Annotated in this window: 16 protein-coding genes; 7 read left to right on the top strand and 9 right to left on the bottom strand. The window is 40.6% G+C overall.

Annotation, left to right across the window (positions count from 1 at the left end; translation table 11 throughout):
• Positions 1-100: 100 nt before the first annotated feature.
• The 3 genes from gcvP to gcvT form a co-directional block, all read right to left on the bottom strand.
• Positions 101-3,052: an aminomethyl-transferring glycine dehydrogenase gene (gene gcvP / locus CV014_RS15620; protein ID WP_236142871.1), complete on the bottom strand. Its 2,952-nt coding sequence runs from the start codon at positions 3,050-3,052 to the stop codon at positions 101-103.
• A gap of 241 nt (positions 3,053-3,293) precedes the next feature.
• On the bottom strand, positions 3,294-3,686 hold the full coding sequence (gene gcvH / locus CV014_RS15615; protein ID WP_236142870.1) for a glycine cleavage system protein GcvH: 393 nt from the start codon (positions 3,684-3,686) through the stop codon (positions 3,294-3,296).
• 135 nt (positions 3,687-3,821) lie between these two features.
• On the bottom strand, positions 3,822-4,952 hold the full coding sequence (gene gcvT / locus CV014_RS15610; RefSeq protein WP_236142869.1) for a glycine cleavage system aminomethyltransferase GcvT: 1,131 nt from the start codon (positions 4,950-4,952) through the stop codon (positions 3,822-3,824).
• A gap of 175 nt (positions 4,953-5,127) precedes the next feature.
• On the opposite strand from gcvT, the gene CV014_RS15605 reads away from it, so the two are divergent.
• Complete coding sequence (locus CV014_RS15605; RefSeq protein ID WP_103140158.1) at positions 5,128-5,622, top strand: pentapeptide repeat-containing protein; 495 nt, start codon at positions 5,128-5,130, stop codon at positions 5,620-5,622.
• A 348-nt stretch (positions 5,623-5,970) separates the two neighbouring features.
• On the top strand, positions 5,971-7,242 hold the full coding sequence (locus CV014_RS15600) for an EndoU domain-containing protein (protein WP_236142868.1): 1,272 nt from the start codon (positions 5,971-5,973) through the stop codon (positions 7,240-7,242).
• A gap of 54 nt (positions 7,243-7,296) precedes the next feature.
• On the opposite strand, the gene CV014_RS15595 is transcribed toward CV014_RS15600, so the two are convergent.
• On the bottom strand, positions 7,297-9,276 hold the full coding sequence (locus CV014_RS15595) for an ABC1 kinase family protein (RefSeq protein WP_236142867.1): 1,980 nt from the start codon (positions 9,274-9,276) through the stop codon (positions 7,297-7,299).
• Between the two features lie 527 nt (positions 9,277-9,803).
• Here CV014_RS15595 and recN point away from each other — a divergent pair.
• From recN to CV014_RS15580, 3 genes are all read left to right on the top strand, one after another.
• The gene (recN, locus tag CV014_RS15590; protein ID WP_236142866.1) at positions 9,804-11,555 is read left to right on the top strand and encodes a DNA repair protein RecN; all 1,752 of its coding nucleotides are present in this window, start codon (positions 9,804-9,806) and stop codon (positions 11,553-11,555) included.
• Positions 11,556-11,940: 385 nt separating this feature from the next.
• Positions 11,941-12,876: a UDP-glucuronic acid decarboxylase family protein gene (locus CV014_RS15585; protein ID WP_103139337.1), complete on the top strand. Its 936-nt coding sequence runs from the start codon at positions 11,941-11,943 to the stop codon at positions 12,874-12,876.
• Positions 12,877-13,011: 135 nt separating this feature from the next.
• Positions 13,012-14,403 (top strand): UDP-glucose dehydrogenase family protein, encoded by a 1,392-nt coding sequence (locus CV014_RS15580; RefSeq protein WP_236142865.1) that lies wholly within the window; start codon positions 13,012-13,014, stop codon positions 14,401-14,403.
• A gap of 93 nt (positions 14,404-14,496) precedes the next feature.
• Here the strand turns inward: CV014_RS15580 and CV014_RS15575 are convergent, their stop codons facing one another.
• Both CV014_RS15575 and CV014_RS15570 read right to left on the bottom strand, forming a co-directional pair.
• On the bottom strand, positions 14,497-15,291 hold the full coding sequence (locus CV014_RS15575) for an LmeA family phospholipid-binding protein (RefSeq protein ID WP_236142864.1): 795 nt from the start codon (positions 15,289-15,291) through the stop codon (positions 14,497-14,499).
• Positions 15,292-15,422: 131 nt separating this feature from the next.
• The gene (locus CV014_RS15570; RefSeq protein WP_236142863.1) at positions 15,423-17,705 is read right to left on the bottom strand and encodes a DNA-methyltransferase; all 2,283 of its coding nucleotides are present in this window, start codon (positions 17,703-17,705) and stop codon (positions 15,423-15,425) included.
• Between the two features lie 55 nt (positions 17,706-17,760).
• On the opposite strand from CV014_RS15570, the gene CV014_RS15565 reads away from it, so the two are divergent.
• Together CV014_RS15565 and CV014_RS15560 are read left to right on the top strand one after the other, a co-directional pair.
• A complete protein-coding gene (locus CV014_RS15565; RefSeq protein WP_236142862.1) occupies positions 17,761-18,042 on the top strand; it encodes a helix-turn-helix domain-containing protein in 282 nt (93 codons plus the stop codon).
• A 1-nt stretch (position 18,043) separates the two neighbouring features.
• Entirely contained in the window at positions 18,044-18,637 is a 594-nt protein-coding gene (locus tag CV014_RS15560) for an HNH endonuclease (RefSeq protein WP_236142861.1), read from the top strand.
• A gap of 18 nt (positions 18,638-18,655) precedes the next feature.
• Here the strand turns inward: CV014_RS15560 and CV014_RS15555 are convergent, their stop codons facing one another.
• Genes CV014_RS15555 through CV014_RS15545 form a run of 3 tightly spaced genes read right to left on the bottom strand, consistent with a single transcriptional unit; the run spans position 18,656 to position 20,345 of the window.
• Complete coding sequence (locus CV014_RS15555; protein WP_236142860.1) at positions 18,656-19,885, bottom strand: ribulose bisphosphate carboxylase small subunit; 1,230 nt, start codon at positions 19,883-19,885, stop codon at positions 18,656-18,658.
• Positions 19,886-19,944: 59 nt separating this feature from the next.
• Positions 19,945-20,121, bottom strand: coding sequence for a type II toxin-antitoxin system VapC family toxin (locus CV014_RS15550; RefSeq protein WP_236142859.1), 177 nt, complete (start codon positions 20,119-20,121; stop codon positions 19,945-19,947).
• Entirely contained in the window at positions 20,118-20,345 is a 228-nt protein-coding gene (locus CV014_RS15545; protein ID WP_236142858.1) for a type II toxin-antitoxin system Phd/YefM family antitoxin, read from the bottom strand. The genes CV014_RS15550 and CV014_RS15545 overlap by 4 nt, the downstream gene beginning before the upstream one ends.
• Positions 20,346-20,394: the final 49 nt, after the last annotated feature.

The raw sequence follows: 20,394 nt of genomic DNA, 5'->3' as shown, positions 1-20,394 counted from the left end.
AAGCGAAACTTTACGCCTTTGCTGAATGGGAGTAAATTTAGGGATGATGGGCTAAATTGACTTAAAATCAGGAACTTGAAAGGGTCTAATTCAAGTTGCTTTATTGATAAGCGTCCATTGGGAGACAAGAACAAACGAAGTTTCTGTCTCCAAAGGCTGCGTCAATTCTACCTACACTCGGCCAGAATTTATGTTCTCTTGTCCATGGTGCAGGATAGGCGGCTTGTTCACGGGAATAGGGGTGAGTCCATTCACCAACGATGAGGCTTTCAGGAGTGTGGGGTGCGTTTTTCAAGAGGTTATCTTCAGCATTCATCTTACCTGACTCAATTTCAGCGATTTCTTGCCTAATTGCTATGAGTGCATCACAGAAACGGTCTAATTCTGCTTTTGATTCGCTTTCTGTGGGTTCAACCATGATTGTACCCGCCACAGGCCAGGAGACTGTCGGGGCGTGGAAACCGTAGTCCATGAGGCGTTTTGCTACATCATCGATTTCGATGTTGGCGGATTTTTTGAGCGATCGCAAGTCTAAAATACATTCATGGGCAACTAAGCCATTCTGCCCTTTGTACAACACTGGATAGTGGTTTTCTAATCTCCTGGCGATGTAATTGGCGTTGAGAATTGCCACTTTGGTAGCTTGGGTTAACCCAGCAGCCCCCATCATCACAATATACATCCAAGAAATCACCAAAATACTAGCACTTCCCCAAGGTGCAGCTGCTACAGCACCGAATTGGGTATGGGGTATGGCTTCTTTCCCAGTCCCCAGTCCCCAGTCCCCAGTCCCCAATACCGGATGTCCTGGTAAAAAGGGGACGAGATGGGATGCAACGCCAATTGGCCCCATACCGGGGCCGCCGCCGCCGTGGGGAATACAGAAGGTTTTGTGTAGGTTCAGGTGACAGACATCTGCACCAATATCACCAGGGCGACAAATACCGACTTGGGCGTTCATATTTGCGCCGTCCATGTAAACTTGGCCGCCGTGACTATGCACAATGGCGCAGATTTCTTGTATGGCTTCTTCAAATACACCATGTGTTGAGGGATATGTCACCATCAACGCCGCTAGTTCATGACTGTGTTTGGCTGCTTTGGCTTTTAAGTCAGCTACATCAATATTACCGTCAGCATCACAGGCAACTGCTACTACTTTCATGCCACACATTACCGCACTGGCGGGGTTTGTGCCGTGGGCTGAGGTGGGAATTAAACAGATGTTGCGGTGTGCTTCTTGTCGGCTGTCGTGGTATTGACGAATTACCAACAGTCCGGCGTATTCCCCTTGTGAACCTGCGTTTGGTTGCAGAGAAATTCCCGCAAAACCAGTGATTTCTGCTAACCACGCCTCTAGCTGTTGGAAGAGAATTTGATAACCTTGGGTTTGTGATAATGGTGCAAAGGGGTGAATTTTCCCGAATTCTGCCCATGTCACCGGAATCATTTCGGCTGTGGCGTTTAACTTCATCGTGCAAGAACCCAAGGGAATCATTGATGTATTGAGGGATAAATCCTTGGTTTCTAGTTGGTGTAGGTAACGCAGTAATTCAGTTTCCGAGTGATAACGGTTGAAAACGGGGTGCGTGAGATATGCACTGGTACGGGGTAAGGAGATATGAGCAGCAACTGTTAATTCGGCGGCGGTGAAGGGTAACTCATCTGTCAAAGCAAAAATTTGCCAGAGTTCAATGACATCTTCTAAAGTTGTGGTTTCATCTAAAGATATCCCCACAGCCGTGTCATCAAAAACCCGCAAATTCATATTTCTGCCTTGGCAACCTGCGAGAATAGCATCTAGATTTTGTGTGCCTAATTCTACCCGCAGAGTATCAAAGAAGTTTTGAGAACTAATCTTGTAACCCAGACGTTGTAAACCTGCTGCCAAAATAGCAGTTAACTGGTGAATATTCGCCGCAATATTTTTTAGTCCATCGGGGCCATGATAAACGGCATACATACCTGCCATCACAGCTAGTAACACCTGGGCTGTACAAATATTACTGGTGGCTTTTTCTCGGCGGATGTGTTGTTCACGGGTTTGCAAAGCTAGACGCAAAGCAGTTTTACCGTAGACATCTTTCGATACACCTACAATGCGCCCTGGGACTTGTCGTTTGTATTCTTCCTTGGTGGCGAAGTATGCAGCGTGGGGGCCGCCAAAACCCAGGGGAATACCAAAGCGTTGTGTGCTACCGACAGCGATGTCTGCCCCTAGTTCACCGGGAGAGGTGAGTAAAGTTAAACTTAGGGGATCAGCTGCTACCGTTACCAATGCACCCTCAGCATGGGCTTTTGCGATAAAAGCGCGGTAGTCATAGATAGTGCCATCACTGGCGGGATATTGCAAAACAGCCCCGAAAATCGGTTGAGCAAAATCAAAGGTCTGATGATCACCGATAATAATTTCAATGCCCAAGGGTTGCGCCCGTGTTTGCAAGACATCAATGGTTTGGGGATGACATTCACGGGAAACAAAATAAGCAGTGGCTTTATTTTTGCACACGCCGTAACTCATCGTCATAGCTTCGGCGGCGGCTGTACCTTCATCTAATAGTGAGGCGTTGGCAATTTCCAAACCTGTTAAGTCAATAATCATAGTTTGGAAATTTAACAGGGCTTCGAGTCTTCCTTGGGCAATTTCTGGTTGATAGGGAGTGTAGGCGGTATACCAACCAGGATTTTCTAGAATATTACGTTGAATTACTGGGGGAGTAATAGCATCGTAATATCCCATACCGATGTATGAGCGAAACACCTGATTTTTCTCAGCAATTTGTTTTAATTTGGCCAAGGCGGCGTACTCAGTTTGTGCGGCTGGTAATTGTAGCGGGTGATTTAGCCTAATAGATGCGGGTACGGTTTTATCAATGAGGTCGTCTAGGGTGGATAATCCCAAAACATCAAGCATTTGCTGGATATCTTGAGAATTTACGCCTATATGCCTTTGTATAAAATTATCTGTTTTATCTAATGATTGATGTTGGCGATCGCCTTCGGTGGGGCGTAGCCCATCGCTAGACTGAGAAATAGATGCAAAAGATACCACAAACTTAATACTCCAGACGTAACTTATTCATATTTTGCAACAAATACTCTTGACAAGCTGCCTGAGTTTGTAAATTCTTTAACAGATTGTGCAAGGATTTGCTAATTTGCGTGAGAAAAACAATAAAGACGCAGCAACGCCACGTCTCGATAAGCTTCCTAGATCAAGCATATTTAACCTAAGACTAAGGTAAAAGACAAAAAATCCTTCTTTTTACTTTTACCTTTTGCCTTTTGCCTTCCTAAGCCCCCTCCACTTCCGCGCGATACTCGTCTGCTGTCATCGCATCATTAAATTCATCAGGGTCATTCACCCGCAGTTTTAATAGCCATCCTTCTCCATAGGGGTCATCCGCCACTGCTTCGGGAGAATCAATTAAAGGCTCATTGCGTTCGATAACTGTACCGGTAACTGGTGCATTTAACTCTTCCACAGCCTTAACGGATTCAATCGAACCAAACTTTTCTCCCTTGGTCAGCAAATCACCAATTTCTGGCAAGTCCAAGAATACCACATCACCTAATTGGTCGACGGCAAATTCAGTAATACCCACAGTAGCTATTTCACCATCTAGCCGCACGTATTCATGAGTATCCAAATATCTTAAATCTTCAGGATAATTAAACGAAGACATTTCTATTCCTCTGCAATATCAAAAAATCACTCTCACAGTAACGTAACTGTAAGCTTGAGTATCTTACAACACATAGTCAAAAGTCAAAAGTTAATAGTCAACAGTCAATAGTCGTTAACTTTTGACTTCTAAAATTTAGGGTTTGTTTTTCGACTTGTAAAAGGGACGTTTTACTACGGTGGCTGGGTATGTTTTACCGCGAATTTCTACGGCTAGTTGCTGTCCCACTTTGGAAAACTGCGTAGGAACGTAAGCTAAAGCCACGGGATAACTTAGTGTGGGGGAAAGAGTTCCGCTTGTCACTTCCCCGATGACTTTACCATCTGCAATGACTGGGTAGCCATGACGGGCGATGTTTCTTCCTTGGGTTTGTAAACCGACGAGTCGGCGTTGCACACCAGCAGTTTTTTGTTGTTGTAAAACTTCCCGACCGATAAAATCACCTTTGGTATCAAGATGAACTAACCAATTTAAGCCAGCTTCTAAGGGTGTGGTGGTGTCGTCGATATCTTGACCATAAAGTGCCATCGCTGCTTCTAAGCGTAGGGTATCTCGCGCCCCTAGTCCACAGGGAATGACACCAGCCTCATGCAGATTTCGCCATAGTTCTACGCCGATTTCTGGGTCTAATAATACTTCAAAACCATCTTCCCCAGTATAACCAGTACGGGCAATAAAGGCGGGTTGACCTAGTATGGTGGTTTGGATATGACCGAAAGCTTTAATGGGTTGTAAGTCTGCTGTGACGAAGGGTTGTAAATGACTAATGGCTTTTGGCCCTTGCACAGCAATTAAGACTTTTTCTGGTGATAAGTCTTGGAAGCTGACTATATCTTGGTCAAGGTGCTGTAATAACCATGCTTTGTCTTTGCTGGTAGTGGCTGCATTGACGATGATAAACGCTTGTTGTGTACCGGTGGAATCTTCCCCTTGGTAATAGACAATGATGTCGTCAATAATTCCGGCTTGGGGATTTAATAATACGGTGTATTGGGCTTGTCCTGGTTGTAAACGACTTAAATCGGAAGGTACTAAACTCTGGAGTTGTGAAATCAGATTTTTACCTTGGAGGGTAAATTTGCCCATATGGGAAATATCAAACATTCCGGCCGCTTGGCGTACAGCTTCATGTTCGCGAGTAATACCGCTATATTGTACCGGCATTTCCCAACCGCCAAAGCTGGTAAAGCGGGCTTGGAGTTCTACACCCTGTTGATATAAAGGGGTTCGCGCTAAGGTTTCGGTAGTGTTTTGTTGATTAGCCACAGGTAGTTTTACTTATGCGATCGCACTTCAATATATATTCTATGGGCATCAAAAAGGCAAAAGTAAAAAGGTAAAAGGCAAAAGATTCTTTCTTTGACCTTTTGCTTTTTACCGTTTGCCTTCTTCCTGATGTTTAATATTGAAAGGGAGTGTTGAGTTTTGTTAAGAATCAATTATGAAATATTGGCGAGTGCTAGCTAGTTTTGTCTTAGCGATGGTTTTATTATTGTTTCCTGTGTCGGCGGAGGCTGCTAGTTCTTCTAGTATCACTCGTTCGGCTGGTGATGAAGTTAAGGGTAAGGATTTTAGTGGTCAAAGTTTAATTGGTAGTGAGTTTACCAATGTGGATTTAGAGAATGCTAACTTTACCAATGCTGACTTACGGGGTGGCGTGTTTAACGGTACTGTTCTGGAGGGTGTGAATCTACATGGTGTAGATTTCACTGATGGTATTGCTTATCTAGCTAAGTTTAAAAACGCTGATTTAAGTGATGCAGTATTCACCAATGCGATGATGTTGCGTTCTACTTTTGATAATGTTGATGTCACTGGAACAGATTTTACTAATGCGGTTTTAGATGGGTTACAGGTGAAGAAACTTTGTGCTAAGGCTGATGGTGTGAATTCTAAAACTGGTGTCGATACTCGTGAGTCTTTGGGTTGTCGATAAGATTTTTTGATATTAGATTAATTTAACCCTGATTCCTTGGAGGAATTGGGGTTTTTATTTTGATTTTGCAATATTATTTGGTGTTGCTTATAGGTCTGTGAGAAAGCTCACGCATTCGCCGTCAGGCGTTCCGCTTGCGGTAGGAGCAAAGGCGCAAAGACGGACGCAAAAGGTTAATCTTGAAGTTATCTAGTTTGGTTTTTTAATGGTTTATGTAAGCTGTCTATTAAATCTAATAATGATTGACTATAAAATCGATGTTTTCTAATTTTAAAATTCAGTTAATCCCTGTATAAACAATGAAGTTTAGACTCAGATTTTAGTTGAGTAATTAAATCTTGTTGTTTTATGTCCAAGATAATTTCGCTTTTTAAGATGGTAGGCGGAACTGTATTTCTACTATCTTTGAATATCTCTCCAGCCAACAGCACAACAATTTCAGAAGGCTTTGAAAGTGGTACTAAAGGTGGTTATGCTGCTAGTGATGTTACCCTGAGTACGGGTGTTTGGAATTTAAGTGATGCTTTGATTGGTAATTTATCAACTGATGCCAAAACTGGTATACAATCTGCTCGGATTCGCAATAGTGGTAGAATCACGATGAAATTTAACCGCACTACAGGCGCAGGCACAATTACCATTAAACACGCCAAGTTTGGTAGTGATGCTAATACCAACTGGGGGTTATGGTGTTCAACTAATAGTGGTTCTTCCTGGACACAAATTGGTTCTACAGTCACAACTAATTCTACGACTCTGCAAACTGTAACTTTTACTCCTAATATCGCTGGAACAGTTCGTTGCGAAGTCCGAAAAACAGATGGAAGTTCTAATAGAACCAACATAGATGATATTGTCATTACAGATTATGGTTCTTCTTCGAGTCCTCCTCTCCCGACTGGTTCTCTACCATTTTTTGATAATATCAATAATTCTGTTTCTGGTTTAGCTTTTGGTAGCCCCGCCGATGTTACTCCACCGTCTCCAACTCTCAATAGTTTTGACATAGAAGTAAACAACCTGTGTGGCGCACCTGGTACAGTGGTTACTCCTAGTAATTTTCAAACTATGATGAATAATAATCCTACTGTATTAGCCAATATTAAAAGCTATGTAGGTGGATTTCTTGTACCAGGAAGAACATCAAATGCACAGTTCTTAGAAGATTTAACGAATGTTTGGTTTAACGTCGAAGGATTTGAACACGTATTTTGTGGTGAACCTGTAGCTGGTGGTTCAATTGGTGGCTTACATTTTGTTGGTCGTTATTTAGAACTGCAAGACAAAGGTTTAGCTGGACGGTTAGCCAATAACACATCCAGAGAAGAGGTTTTAGCAAATGCTATTTATACTATTGGTGCAATTGTAAAGGTAGGTAGCGGTACTGCTCAATCTAATATTAAAGGTTATGGTTACACGCTTAACGCTGAAGAAATTCTGTCAATTGCAACATTAGGTTATAAAAATAACCCTAACACCAGTTCCACTAATCTAGTTTGTCATTTGACTGTAACTGATGCCGGTCAAACATTTAAGGCTGTATTTGTTAGAAGAAGTGGCGGTGTTCGTACTTTCTATCCAGATGCAACACCTAGCGGTAATCCCAACTGTGTAGAATAGGGATTTATCATTTTAAAAACCCCAACTACTTGCAAGAGTTGGGGTTTATCTGTTTTATCCTCTTTTGAGAGTCAGTGATAAATTAAGTGGTTGTGCTAAATCACTATTGTTGTTGCTATTAGCTTCCTCTGCTGCTGCTAGTAATTCACGAATTAGTCGGACTATAGCTTTTTGCAACAATTGATTGGTGATTTGTTGACCTAGCCGTTGCACGTCTGGATTAAATAATAATTGAGCAATCTGTGGTGCAAGTTTGGCTGGGTCAAAGCCGCGAGTTTCTCTCAAAATACTAGAGATATTTTTGATGTGTTCTAGGGTTTGCTGTTGTTCAACTGTGGCAGCTGGTGTTTCGTTAATGGCTGTAATCCCTACTCTTTCTCGCAATAGATAAGTAAAGTTATGCAGCACATTTAGACCAACAGCATTCAGTCCATTTAATAGTTCATCTACTAGCTTATCGCGAATGAAAGCACCACGTTCAGAAGAGAGAAAATCTAAACCCTGATTGACTACTAAATTAAAGTCGTATTCTTGGTTTTTACGTGCGTTGCGTAATAAGTTTTCTAGGCGATTCCACCGGAATCTACCCTCTTTAAAGAGTAAATCTTTGAGTGAGGTTCTTAATTGTGGTGCAGGGTCGGTTAATAGTCGTTTAGCTACGTAAGGATAAGCTTCACTCAACACTTTAAATTCGGGATCTATAAAGATGGCTATACCTTCTAGTGTCACCAAAGAACGAATAATTAAAGCGTAGTAGGGGGGAACGCGGAAGGGATATTCATACATTAATTCTGAAAGGTCATCAGTGATGCTTTTAATGTTGAATTCCGCTACACTAGCACCTTGAGCGTTAGCAAAGACTTTGGAGAATGCGGGAATAATGGGGGTTAAATCGGTTTCTGGAGAGAGGAAATCTAGCTTGACGTAATCTTGTGCTAGTCCTTCAAAATCACGGTTAACAACGTGAACGATCGCCTCAATTAAACCATATCTTTGGGGCGGTTGAATCTCGCTCATCATCCCAAAGTCAAGATAGGCTAATTTACCATCCGGTGTGGCTAATAAGTTACCTGGGTGGGGGTCAGCATGGAAAAATCCATGTTCTAGTAATTGTCTTAAAGAACACTGCACACCCACTTCTATTAAATAGCGTGCATCTATTCCTTGAGCGTTAATTTCTGCTGTTTGGGTTAATTTTGTACCGTTAATCCACTCCATCGTTAACACACGACGGTTAGTATATTCCCAGTAAATTTTCGGTACGTAAATGTCTTTAATATGACCATATAATTCAAAAAAGCGTTCGGCATTTTCACCTTCGTGGATATAATCCATTTCTTCAAAAATGCGATCGCCTAATTCATCTAAAATCCCGACTAAATCGCTGCGGACTCGCTTGACTTGTTTCTGTACCCAAGCCGCCAGACCTCTTAAAATATATAAGTCTATGGTGATGCGTTCTCTTAAATCAGGACGCTGGACTTTGACAGCTACTTCTTCACCGGTTTTGAGTTTACCTTTGTAAACTTGCCCCAAGGAAGCAGCCGCAATTGGTGTGGCGGAAAGTTCGGTGTAAATCTCTTCTGGTGCGTTTCCTAATTCTTCTTCAATGAACTGATAGGCGATTTCATTGGGAAAAGCTGGTAACTGGTCTTGTAATCTGGTGAGTTCTTCCAGATAAATGGGAGGGACTAAATCCGGTCTTGTAGATAAAGCTTGTCCAATTTTAATATAAGCAGGCCCCAAACGCGTCAGCAATTCTCTTAATTGAATTGCACGACGGCGATCGCTTTTCACCACAATTCCCCGTTTTCTATCCCACCATAAGCCCAATACAAAGGACAAGGTAGGACTCAAAACGGCAAAAATCCTCCGCAACACCTGTAAAGGTCTTGCTTGATAATAAACAGCAATCTCCGCAGGATTGTAACTCAATGTCTCAGGCTCAGTATTAGTTGTCAACATCGCCTGTTCTATAGTTTGGATTTCGCCCTCAATCGGTCGGGAGTTAGTGGGAGGTGTCTTAACAGTCATAGAAAAAGCCGCCGGTTGGATTGAATATGTTAAGCATTGTAACAATATGTTTAAAGTAATTCGTAAATCTTAATTTTGTAGGGTGTAGGGGTATGGGGGTGTAAGGGTGTGGGGGTGTAGGGGAAAGACGAATGACCAATGACCAATGACTAATGATAATGACTAATAACTAATTACTTTTGCTACACTTGAATGTGCTTGCTAGTTCAATATTAGTAGGTATTTGCCGAATCTCAAAAATCCAGCTTAACTTCCTGTAATTTGACAATATTTGGCATCTACTTTTAACAAAATATTAAGGTTTCAAGCCTCGCTTTTACGTTAAGCGATAGATACCTTGGTGTTTCTCTCCTGGGGACTTCCAGAAAATAAATTATCCAATTTCCGAGATCAGACATCGTTCTTTTCCCCCCTGCTCCCTGCCCCCCTGCTCCCTGCCCCCCTGCCTACACAGTGATAGTGTATTTTTTAAGTTGGAAGTCCCCTGCTATCTCTTCTCCCCTGCTTTTTCACAGAGAGTTGTTCTGATGTTGCTCTGCCTGCGAATTGAGAACTTTGCTTTAATTGATCAACTAGAACTGGAATTTGGCGCGGGATTAAATGTATTGACAGGTGAAACCGGCGCAGGAAAATCAATTATTTTAGATGCGATTGATGCGATTTTAGGGGGGAAAGTCTCTAGTCGCGCCATTCGCACAGGAACAGCTAGGGCAATGGTGGAAGGGACTTTCTCTTCAACGCCACCGTTAGCGGCTTGGTTGACGGAACAAGAAATTGATTTAATTGATGATAGTTCTATAGTCATCAGTCGAGAAATCACGGCTACTTCTAGTAATATTCGTAGCCGATCGCGCGTCAATGGTGTGTTAGTTAACCGCCAAATTATGACAGAATTGCGCGATCGCTTGGTGGAAATTACCGCCCAAGGTCAAACTGTACAGGTGGGACAATCCGCCCAAGTCCGTGATTGGTTAGATATATATGGTGGTGATTCCTTAGTTAAACAGCGTCAAATCATCACCACAGCCTTTAGTGCTTACCAACAAACCCACGCCAACCTCGAAAAACGCCGCACCTCCGAACGGGAACGTTTACAACAACTAGATTTACTCACCTATCAAGTCCAAGAACTATCAACGGCTAATCTCAGCGATCCCCAAGAATTAGAACAACTCCAACAAGAACGGGAACGTCTCAATCATGTCGTAGATTTGCAACAAATGAGTTACAAAATCTACCAAGCTTTGTATCAAAACGAAGACGAAACCCCAGCCGCATCTGATTTGTTGGGTGATAGTGAAGCCACCTTAAATGACATGGTGGAGTATGATAGCCAACTGCAACCACTCCTAGATTTAATTCGAGATGCACAAACAGCTTTAACGGAAGTCGCACGACAAATTAACACCTATGGTGAAAGTTTAGAAGCTGATCCCCAAAGGTTAGAAGAAGTAGAAGAACGCATCCGAGAGCTAAAACAAATTTGCCGGAAGTATGGCCCTAGTTTACAAGAAGCGATCGCCTATTATCAAAAAATTCAAGCAGAATTAGCAGAACTTAACGACGGTGAACAAAGTATTGAAAGTCTAGAACAGCAAACATCAGCCTGTTTAGAAAAACTCACTCAAGCCTGTCAAAAATTAACCCAATTACGCCAAAAAACCGCCGCTACTCTGGAATCTCGACTGATAGCTGAACTCAAACCCTTGGCGATGGAAAAAGTACAGTTTCAAGTCGAAATTACCCCCACACCACCAACGGCGGCGGGTGCAGACAAAATCACCTTCATGTTTAGCCCCAACCCCGGCGAACCATTGCAACCATTAACAGAAATTGCTTCCGGTGGGGAAATGAGCCGGTTTTTACTCGCCCTCAAAGCCTGTTTTACCCAAGCCGACGCAGCCGGAACATTAGTATTTGATGAAATTGATGTAGGAGTTTCAGGAAGAGTAGCCCAAGCGATCGCCGAAAAATTACACCAACTCAGCCAGCATCATCAAGTATTATGTGTAACTCACCAACCCTTAGTAGCAGCAATGGCAGACCGCCATTTCAGGGTGAATAAGCAAACTATCACCCAAGGTAAAGGTAGGAAATCAAACAACGGTAACACTGAACAGCGTACCGTGGTGAGAGTGACTAACCTAGATGATTTGACTACCCGTCGAGATGAACTAGCACAACTAGCCGGTGGTAAATCCGCCAGTGATGCGATCGCTTTTGCTGAATCGTTATTACTACAAGCCGCAAATCATCGTAGTCAAGGTAAGAGGGATTAGGAATTGGGGATTGGGCATTGGGGATTGGGGACTGGGGACTGGGTACTGGGCATTGGATTTTCTTCCCCTACACCCTTACACCCTTACACCCCATGCCCTATGCCCTAACCAAAACTTTACAATTTTGTCCTAACAAAACTTTATCTTATTGAAGATTTGATGAATTATAAGTTACTCGCCGACAAACATTAGACGATGTTTGTTATTTTGCTAGATGAATTAACCAAAAAAAGTAACAAAAATACATACACAGTAGAATTACACAATTAACACTGTTAGATTTTGAATTCGCCCTATTTTTTCTGTATTTTTATACTTGGACTGGGTATTCTAAATTAAACGATATCAAGAACAGCTAGCAATATCTGTAATTAACTGAGACAATATGAGAATTTTGGTGACGGGCGGTGCTGGGTTTATTGGTTCACATCTGATTGACCGACTCATACCCGAAGGACATGAAGTCATTTGTTTAGACAACTTCTATACAGGTCACAAGCGTAACATTTCTAAGTGGGTAAATCATCCCAATTTTGAACTCATTCGCCACGATATCACCGAACCAATCCGGTTGGAAGTAGATCAAATCTACCATCTAGCTTGTCCAGCTTCTCCTGTACATTATCAGTACAATCCCGTAAAAACTGTAAAAACCAATGTTATGGGAACACTGAATATGTTGGGGTTAGCCAAGCGTGTGAAAGCGAGATTTTTCTTGGCTTCCACTAGCGAGGTTTATGGAGATCCAGAGGTTCACCCCCAACCCGAAGAGTATCGAGGTAGTGTTAACCCGATTGGGATACGCTCCTGTTACGACGAAGGCAAAAGAATTGCTGAAACTTTAGCTTTTGACTACTACAGACAAAATAAAGTTGATATTCGAGTTGTCCGTATATTTAACACTTACGGGCCAAGAATGTTAGAAAATGATGGACGAGTTGTTAGTAACTTTATTGTGCAAGCCCTGAAAGGTATACCTTTAACGGTTTATGGTGATGGCTCGCAAACTCGCAGTTTTTGCTATGTTTCTGACTTAGTGGAAGGATTTATCCGCCTGATGAATAGTGATTATGTCGGGCCGGTCAATTTGGGAAATCCTGGTGAATACACGATTCTAGAATTAGCTGAAGCTGTGCAAAATTTAATTAATCCCAATGCAGAGATTAAATTTGAAGCTTTACCTGCTGATGATCCTCGTCGTCGTCAGCCGGATATTACCAAAGCCAAAACCTTGTTAAATTGGGAACCTACCATCCCTCTACAAGAAGGGCTAAAGCTAACGATAGCAGATTTCCGCGATCGCCTGAACAACAGTGTCTAGATGCTCATACTCAATGCTGGCTAAACCGACTTGTAACCGCTACTAAACTGGCGGTGCTTCCTCAGAGATTGGAACTTTGGTATTGAGGACTACGTTGTTTAAGATAAACCCCCTAGATAAAATGAGGAGTTAACAATGCGTGTTTGTGTAATAGGTACTGGTTACGTTGGCTTGGTTACAGGTGCTTGTTTAGCTCACATCGGACACGATGTTATTTGTGTAGATAATAACGAAGAAAAAGTTAAATTGATGAAATCTGGGCAGTCGCCGATTTTTGAGCCTGGATTATCAGAAATCATGCAGTCTGCAATTCAAACCGGCAAAATAGAATTCTCAACGGATTTAGCTGCTGGGGTTGCTCACGGAGAAATTTTATTTATTGCTGTAGGTACACCACCTTTACCCACTGGCGAAAGTGATACTCGTTATGTCGAGGCGGTAGCGCGTGGTATTGGTGCTAACCTCAACGGGGGTTATAAGGTAATTGTTAACAAATCCACAGTTCCCATCGGTTCAGGCGACTGGGTACGAATGATTGTGATGGATGGGATTGCTGAACGTCAAAAAACTCTGGTGACAGCTGGTGGCGGTAGTGAAGAAAAACTACCTGACTCTACACCCCAGTTTGATGTCGTGAGTAACCCAGAGTTTTTACGGGAAGGTTCGGCTGTATACGATACATTTAACCCTGACCGCATCGTCTTGGGTGGTAACAGTACAAAAGCCGTTTCCATGATGCAAGAACTCTATGCACCAATTGTAGAGCGCAAATTTGCTGAGGATAAATCTGCACCCTCTGTACCTGTGTTGGTAACAGACTTGAGTTCAGCAGAAATGATTAAATATGCTGCTAATGCTTTCTTAGCAACTAAGATTAGTTTTATTAACGAAGTAGCTAACATTTGCGATCGCGTTGGTGCTGATGTAACTCAAGTAGCCAAAGGTATTGGTTTAGACTCCCGTATTGGTGGCAAATTCTTACAAGCTGGTATTGGTTGGGGTGGTTCTTGTTTCCCCAAAGACGTTTCAGCGTTGATTCACACTGCTGATGATTACGGTTATGAGGCTCAGTTATTAAAATCTGCCGTTAGTGTTAACGAACGTCAACGTCTGATTGCATTAGAAAAACTCCAGCAAGCTTTAAAAATCCTCAAAGGTAAAACAGTTGGTTTATTGGGTTTGACCTTCAAACCTGATACTGACGATTTACGCGATGCGCCAGCACTCAATTTAATCGAACAGCTAAACCGCTTGGGTGCTAAGGTTAAGGCCTATGACCCCATCATTTCCCAAACCGGAATGCGTCATGGCCTTTCCGGTGTGTTGGTAGAAACTGATGCTGAACGTTTAGCTGATGGTTGTGATGCGTTGGTACTCGTCACTGAATGGCAGCAATTTAGCTCTCTTGACTACAGCAAGATGGCAAAATTGATGAATAATCCTGTAATTATCGACGGTCGTAACTTTCTCGACCCCGAAACCATGATCCGTGCTGGATTCCAATATGTAGGTGTTGGTAGAAGATAATTAACTACTAATTAGTTTCATAACACAACGAAAAACCGTCTAGAAGTTTCTAGACGGTTTTTAAGTACGTTAGCGTAGCGGGGGCGCAGCCCATTACGAATTACGAGGAATTCGTTCAATTTCAGCGTAGCCACTAAAAATTAACCTTTGACCTTCAGTGTCTAAACGATTTAACCGCATTTTTACCCCATCTAGGTCAAATTTATCCAAATCAACCATATTATCTAAAATCTCTGCTAGTGCTAGACCAAGATTTTGGGAAATAGCTTTTTGTGATTCTGGGACTGAATCAAGCTCAATTTTGGGGTCTTTAAAAGCAATCCGGCGACGCTTTTCCACAGCTATGCTTAAAATCATGTGCAGTGGTATGAGTTCACCATTATTTAAATCTGCTTTGGCGGAAAGCTGTAGGCAATTTTGCGGTAATAGTTTTACTTGAACATCCGTGAAAGACACTGGCTGACCACCAGATAATTCTGTTAAAGCAGGTGCTGAGAGATTAACTAGACGTTTTTTGACTAGTTCAGCATTAAAAGCTTGATTTATACCATCTTCTGATAATACTACTTGAGCGATCGCCTGGGTTGGTTGCTTAAGATTTAGTTTACCCGCTAAAACTGCACTAAAGTCAATAGCCACAGCATCGGTTTCAAAGGACATTTCCTCTACCGCAAAATCTCTACGGATAACCAAACCGCGACCGCTCATTTTAAAACTATCAATGCTGCCTTGCAACAGTTTGCTGGAGGGATAGCAGCGCACAAGGACTTCTACTGACTCGCTTTGAGTAAACAAATGGCGAATCGTTTGGCTGGCGACTGTGTTGAGCATTTTTTCGCCCCAATCAGTGCCTTTTGGATCTTGGAAACCAGTTAGTCCGCCGAACATTTGGTTTGGGTCTCTAGAAGTTCTTTGTACTTTTGTAACAAAATGTGAACGATACGGCAAGCGATCCCGTGATTTAATGTGCTGATACTTTGACAAGGGAAAGCTGATGATCAAAAAAGGATAACTTTCGCTCAACAAGCTTTGACTGAGTCATCAAAATATTTTCTGAGTAATTCTAACGCCAAGTCACAATATTCTTGATGTATTTCGATATTTACTGACTTGTGACCTTTTTTTATGGCAGCTATCCCTGTAGTAAGGCTACCAGAAAAGGGATCTATGATGGTTTCCGTATTCGCAACTAAGGACAAAAGTAAATTTGGTATAGCTTCAGGGAATGGGGCTGTATGCCCATAAACATTTTTACCTCTAATCATTTTAATGACGGCTGTTTCCTTGATTAATTGAGGAATTTGTAAAACATTAAATGATGGTTTGCCCTTGGCAAGAATCAAAATATGTTCCCAGCAGTTTAAAGGAGCTTGATAATAAGGTGAGTAATTACCCTGGTTAAAATTCCTATTGCCTTCAATTTCACCTTTATCCCATACCACATTTCCTAAATGATTGAATCCTACATATCTAAAAATAAAACTCATATAACTACTTAATATTAATCTTTTTTTGCCCATATCTGAAAAAACTATAGTATTTTCGTTATCAAAATAGTCAAAAATGTTCAATAAAAAAGGAGCACCTGGCTTTAAACATCTGTAAAGTTCTTGTGCTATATTGTACATATCGTATAGATAGCAATATATGTTATGCCAATAGGAATAATTTCTAGCATTATAGTAGGGAGGAGAAGTGATTCCTCCTCCCAAAGAGTTACTATCTAAACTACAAAGTATTTGAAATGCGTCTCCATGATATATATGTATATTTTGAACAGGAGATAAGTTTTGTATCTCTTCTAATAAACATCTCTCTTTATCTATTAAAAATCTCTTGAAGAATGACATATTAAAATAATCATTGGCATTAATATGATTTGTAATAAACTCATTGACTTCGTTATATGCTTTAATATTTCTACCGAATACATTCTGCTTGATAGTTAAGTTTCGACTATAAATAACAACTGTATCACCATACAGAGAATAGCATTTGATTAGAAATTCATAAATTTCATCCCATGATGAAACTATGGCTATATCTCTTCTCCATTTCTTCAGAAAGTCTTTTTCGATAATATTTCTATCATCTAAAATAGCCTGTTGTCTAATTATTGATGAAAGAGAATAGCGTTTGCCTCGATTATACTTACTCTTTTCTCCACAAAATATGTTTTTGCATTCCCAACTCCTAACACCAAGAACAGGGTAGGAATTACCGTTTACTTGAAATGTCCTACATTTAGGGCAGGGAATCGGATTTTCATCACGCTCGTTTTTTTCTAGCAGAAGCAGACATTTTTCATGATTATTTTTGTACACAAGATAACAATCTTTATATGTAAAACCCTCATTACCATATTCAAATCTGCAAGCAGATACATCTATATGATTGATATATTTTATTGTTTGTTGGGCAACATCTTTCCATCTAAAATAATTACGGTCAATCTTATTTTCTAAAAATTTCTCACTGAATATAGTGATGTCAGCAATCAATTGCCACTTATGCTGAAATTCATGCCCGATAATCATTGCCATATAACAATGATTGGCTAGTCTGTAATATGCTTCCTTAATTAAATTAATTACTTGAGTCAGTAGCTCTTCATATTTGACATTCTTATGGTTAATCAGACTATCCAAGTCAAGCACTACAAGACCTTCATTTCTAGAAAGCTGAATTTTATGAAAATTTTGTAAATGTTCCCAGTAGTTAAAAATATATTGTTCACGGCAATGATTATTAAGCGTTTTATGGATTTGTGATTCTTCTAAGCAATAGTAAATATAGGAACAAAATATTGATTCAATTACTAAATCTGATTTATTATCTTCATTTAAAAAATCATCTAATCTGATTAATTTTTTATTTCTTTCTTTCTCAACTAAACTTAATAAAGTTATCTGAGTCTCTATATGGTTGAAATAACTAAAATACCATTCAATAAAATTAATCTCAGGACAGTTAATTTTTTCTTCAATTATAATTTTTTCATGATAATTAAAAGTTATACCATGAATTGCTAGTTTGTCGATAAATAGCCGATATATAGACTTATTCAAACCGAGTCTGTCATTAATAATGAATATCAACTTATTTCTGATCAAGTTTTCTGACTGAAGATGTTCATCAGAAAACTGCTGTAAATATTTGTTGAGTTCTCCCTCCAGATGCTCAGACGGTTTCCAGTGAGTATGAGTCAAGATTTGAAAATTAGAGATTAATTCTTTGGCAACTATTTCTGTGTTCACGGCAAATTCAAGAATTACATAACTTATTTTATGCGAATTTCGCATAAATATTAGCTCATGTCAAGCTTTTTGTATAGCCTAACTACAATGCTAAAATCGCATGAATAATTCAGGGGAACGCAAGACAACCTCTGGAGCAAAAAGATCACATCAAAAAACAATTTTCCGTAATGAATATACACAGTTACTACATTTACTTAAGAGTCTGCGTGAGCAAAGGGGACTTTCTCAAGCTGAACTGGGAATGTTAATTGGTCAAGACCAGACTTTTGTCTCCAAATATGAGAATGGTGTTCGTAGACTAGATATTTTTGAAACTATTGACATTTGTCGTGTCTTAGAAATTAGCATTCACGATATTTTGCAAGAACTAGGAATTTAGCATGAATGTTGGTCAATATCCCGTTAATAGCCAGGACTGGAGTGATGCAGACTGGTGTGGACTTCTTAATGATTTGATTGCGAACGGTATCGTTTCTTATAAAGAAGTCACTTCTCTTGTTTTAGGACATCTAAACCCATCACAAGTGGGTACTTCTATTGCTAGTAAGCCAACATTTCAAAAGCATTTTCCTTCTCGGCAATGTTGGAAAGCGGTTAGACAATGGCATTTTGAGCAAATAGGTAGATGTGTAGATTGTGGAACCAGGTTAGAACTCCAAGCTGATCACATCATCCCAAAACAAGAACTAGGAGATGATGCTGACAAGCTGGAGAATATGACTTTGCGTTGTAGACGCTGTAATGTAGTTCGACGGCCTTCTCATAAAAAAGGAGGTTTAACAGACTTAACGGCGGAAACTGCTTTGATGTGGTTGCTATTTACTAAACAACCTACTACTTATCAGGAATTTGCTATTTTGTGTAGGTTGTATGGCATGACTATGGCAAATATCAGATTTGAGGAAGCTTGGGCAATGGCCAAGTGGTTAGAAAGAGAAGGAAAGTATTCTATTGATAGCCAATCTCAGTATTAGCTATCAATTATTTAACTCCTAATTCTTCCCATTCGGTCGCTGAATAATAGTTTCCACAACCCGCCGTTTAGCTTTGGGGTCAATGCCGACTAGGCGCACGTATTCACCGCTATACTCAGCTAAACAAGATTCTAAAGTAGAAATAGCGTCAGATTCAGCATCAATATGAATACTACCGCAACTTTGCCAAGAACCGGTGCGAAAGCGACGTTCGTCTACGTGTTCAAAATTAATTTGATGACCTTGAGATAAGATTTGCCGGATTTGTTCTTGTGTTTCTAGGTTTAAATGTGTACTAGAATTTTGCTGTTTTGGTGGATTGCTTGATGTTACCTCAGATGAGGGTGTGGGTTGATAGCTTTTACCTCGATTCAAACGATTGTATTCATCTACCAACTGGGAAGTTTCTACGCGTTTTTGTTCAGTCACCATAAATTTCCCAGACTCAATTAAGTGAGAGAGGCTAAAATCTGGTTTTTTAAAGACTGGTGGGCCTTCGACGCTATTGACGACTCGTAAAGAGATATGTTCAAATCCAATTTGATGGATAAAGTCGCGGATTTGTTCATCGTAAATGCGCGATCGCAATGCACTAAAAAAGTCAATCGATTGATGAGGGAAAGTATCAACTAACTGTTCAACTTCACGCTGTGAAAGTCCATCTTCAGCAAAAATTCCACCAACAATTCCCACCTTATCATCGCGGTTAGGCTCCCAATAAAACTTTTCCATCCGTCCATCACGAATTAATGGCGCGTAGAGAGTAGAAAAATCATTACCTGTCACAATAATGGGTACACGCCGAATTGGATTTGCGTCATAGCTTCCAGGTAACTGCACATCGGTGGGATTATCAGCAATATTCATCAGTGTGGCGTTTACCAACTGAGTATTTACAGTGTATTGCGTCCCTTCATCAAAGCGTCCTGCACCTGCATCTAAATCATTAATCATCAGTACGCACATTTTGCCACGTACTTTAATGCGTTCGGCTGTTTCTCGATAGCGTAGGCGAATTAACCTTGCTGGATCTCCTGCGTCGGGACTTTCCAATTCCCCACCAGAAATCAATGTGACTTCCACGCCCATTTTTTCAAACGATAACTCACATTGAAATGTTTTACCTTCACCCTTGCGTCCATGAATTCCTAAAATCAAAGGGACTCTAATACCAGGAATATTCAAGAAGTTCTTGGTGATGTGAACCGCCAATTTGTCTAAAAAGCGTGGAGCAATATAATAAGCCATAAGTTCATCCCTGGTTAATATTTATAACAATAATGCTAAGTTTTTTTGGTATCTAATGTTTATTTAACTAAATTCAAGTTAAGTTTACCGATGCTGTGTTTGATTGCTATTTCCCAAATACTGACAATACTCAAACAATTCTGATTGTTTTCAATTTGCGATCGCACAGTCTCACGTATTCTCGGATCACCCGTAATAAACCAAATCAAAGTATGGGTGTCCAATAGCTGCCTCATTCCATATACTCCCGAAAATCTTCTAATGGTTCATCGAAATCATCAGATATTGTGACTATTCCCTTAGCACTACCGAATCCAAGACGGCGTTTTATCAGCAATACAGGAGTTAATTTTACAACAGGTTGATTATCTTTAACGATGATAATTTCTTCACCACCGAGTGCTGCATCAATTAACTCTGATAAATTCTGAGATGCTTCAGCTAAAGTAATTTGTGTCATAATTTCTGCCTATAGTGAAATTGGGATGAATATTTTCTAATTTAATCAA

The organism is Nostoc sp. CMAA1605 (assembly GCF_021596505.1).
GTDB lineage: Bacteria > Cyanobacteriota > Cyanobacteriia > Cyanobacteriales > Nostocaceae > Trichormus.
The sequence above is the reverse complement of the archived record's forward strand: the minus strand, read 5'-3'. Positions and strand labels throughout refer to the sequence as shown.

What these genes read in the sequence shown, in the direction of transcription:
- gcvH (WP_236142870.1), bottom strand. Translation starts at nt 3,686, where the DNA reads ATGTCTTCGTTTAATTATCCTGAAGATTTAAGATATTTGGATACTCAT.
- CV014_RS15605 (WP_103140158.1), top strand. Translation starts at nt 5,128, where the DNA reads ATGAAATATTGGCGAGTGCTAGCTAGTTTTGTCTTAGCGATGGTTTTA.
- CV014_RS15600 (WP_236142868.1), top strand. Translation starts at nt 5,971, where the DNA reads ATGTCCAAGATAATTTCGCTTTTTAAGATGGTAGGCGGAACTGTATTT.
- CV014_RS15595 (WP_236142867.1), bottom strand. Translation starts at nt 9,276, where the DNA reads ATGACTGTTAAGACACCTCCCACTAACTCCCGACCGATTGAGGGCGAA.
- recN (WP_236142866.1), top strand. Translation starts at nt 9,804, where the DNA reads ATGTTGCTCTGCCTGCGAATTGAGAACTTTGCTTTAATTGATCAACTA.
- CV014_RS15585 (WP_103139337.1), top strand. Translation starts at nt 11,941, where the DNA reads ATGAGAATTTTGGTGACGGGCGGTGCTGGGTTTATTGGTTCACATCTG.
- CV014_RS15580 (WP_236142865.1), top strand. Translation starts at nt 13,012, where the DNA reads ATGCGTGTTTGTGTAATAGGTACTGGTTACGTTGGCTTGGTTACAGGT.
- CV014_RS15575 (WP_236142864.1), bottom strand. Translation starts at nt 15,291, where the DNA reads ATGTTCGGCGGACTAACTGGTTTCCAAGATCCAAAAGGCACTGATTGG.
- CV014_RS15570 (WP_236142863.1), bottom strand. Translation starts at nt 17,705, where the DNA reads ATGCGAAATTCGCATAAAATAAGTTATGTAATTCTTGAATTTGCCGTG.
- CV014_RS15565 (WP_236142862.1), top strand. Translation starts at nt 17,761, where the DNA reads ATGAATAATTCAGGGGAACGCAAGACAACCTCTGGAGCAAAAAGATCA.
- CV014_RS15560 (WP_236142861.1), top strand. Translation starts at nt 18,044, where the DNA reads ATGAATGTTGGTCAATATCCCGTTAATAGCCAGGACTGGAGTGATGCA.
- CV014_RS15555 (WP_236142860.1), bottom strand. Translation starts at nt 19,885, where the DNA reads ATGGCTTATTATATTGCTCCACGCTTTTTAGACAAATTGGCGGTTCAC.
- CV014_RS15550 (WP_236142859.1), bottom strand. Translation starts at nt 20,121, where the DNA reads ATGAGGCAGCTATTGGACACCCATACTTTGATTTGGTTTATTACGGGT.
- CV014_RS15545 (WP_236142858.1), bottom strand. Translation starts at nt 20,345, where the DNA reads ATGACACAAATTACTTTAGCTGAAGCATCTCAGAATTTATCAGAGTTA.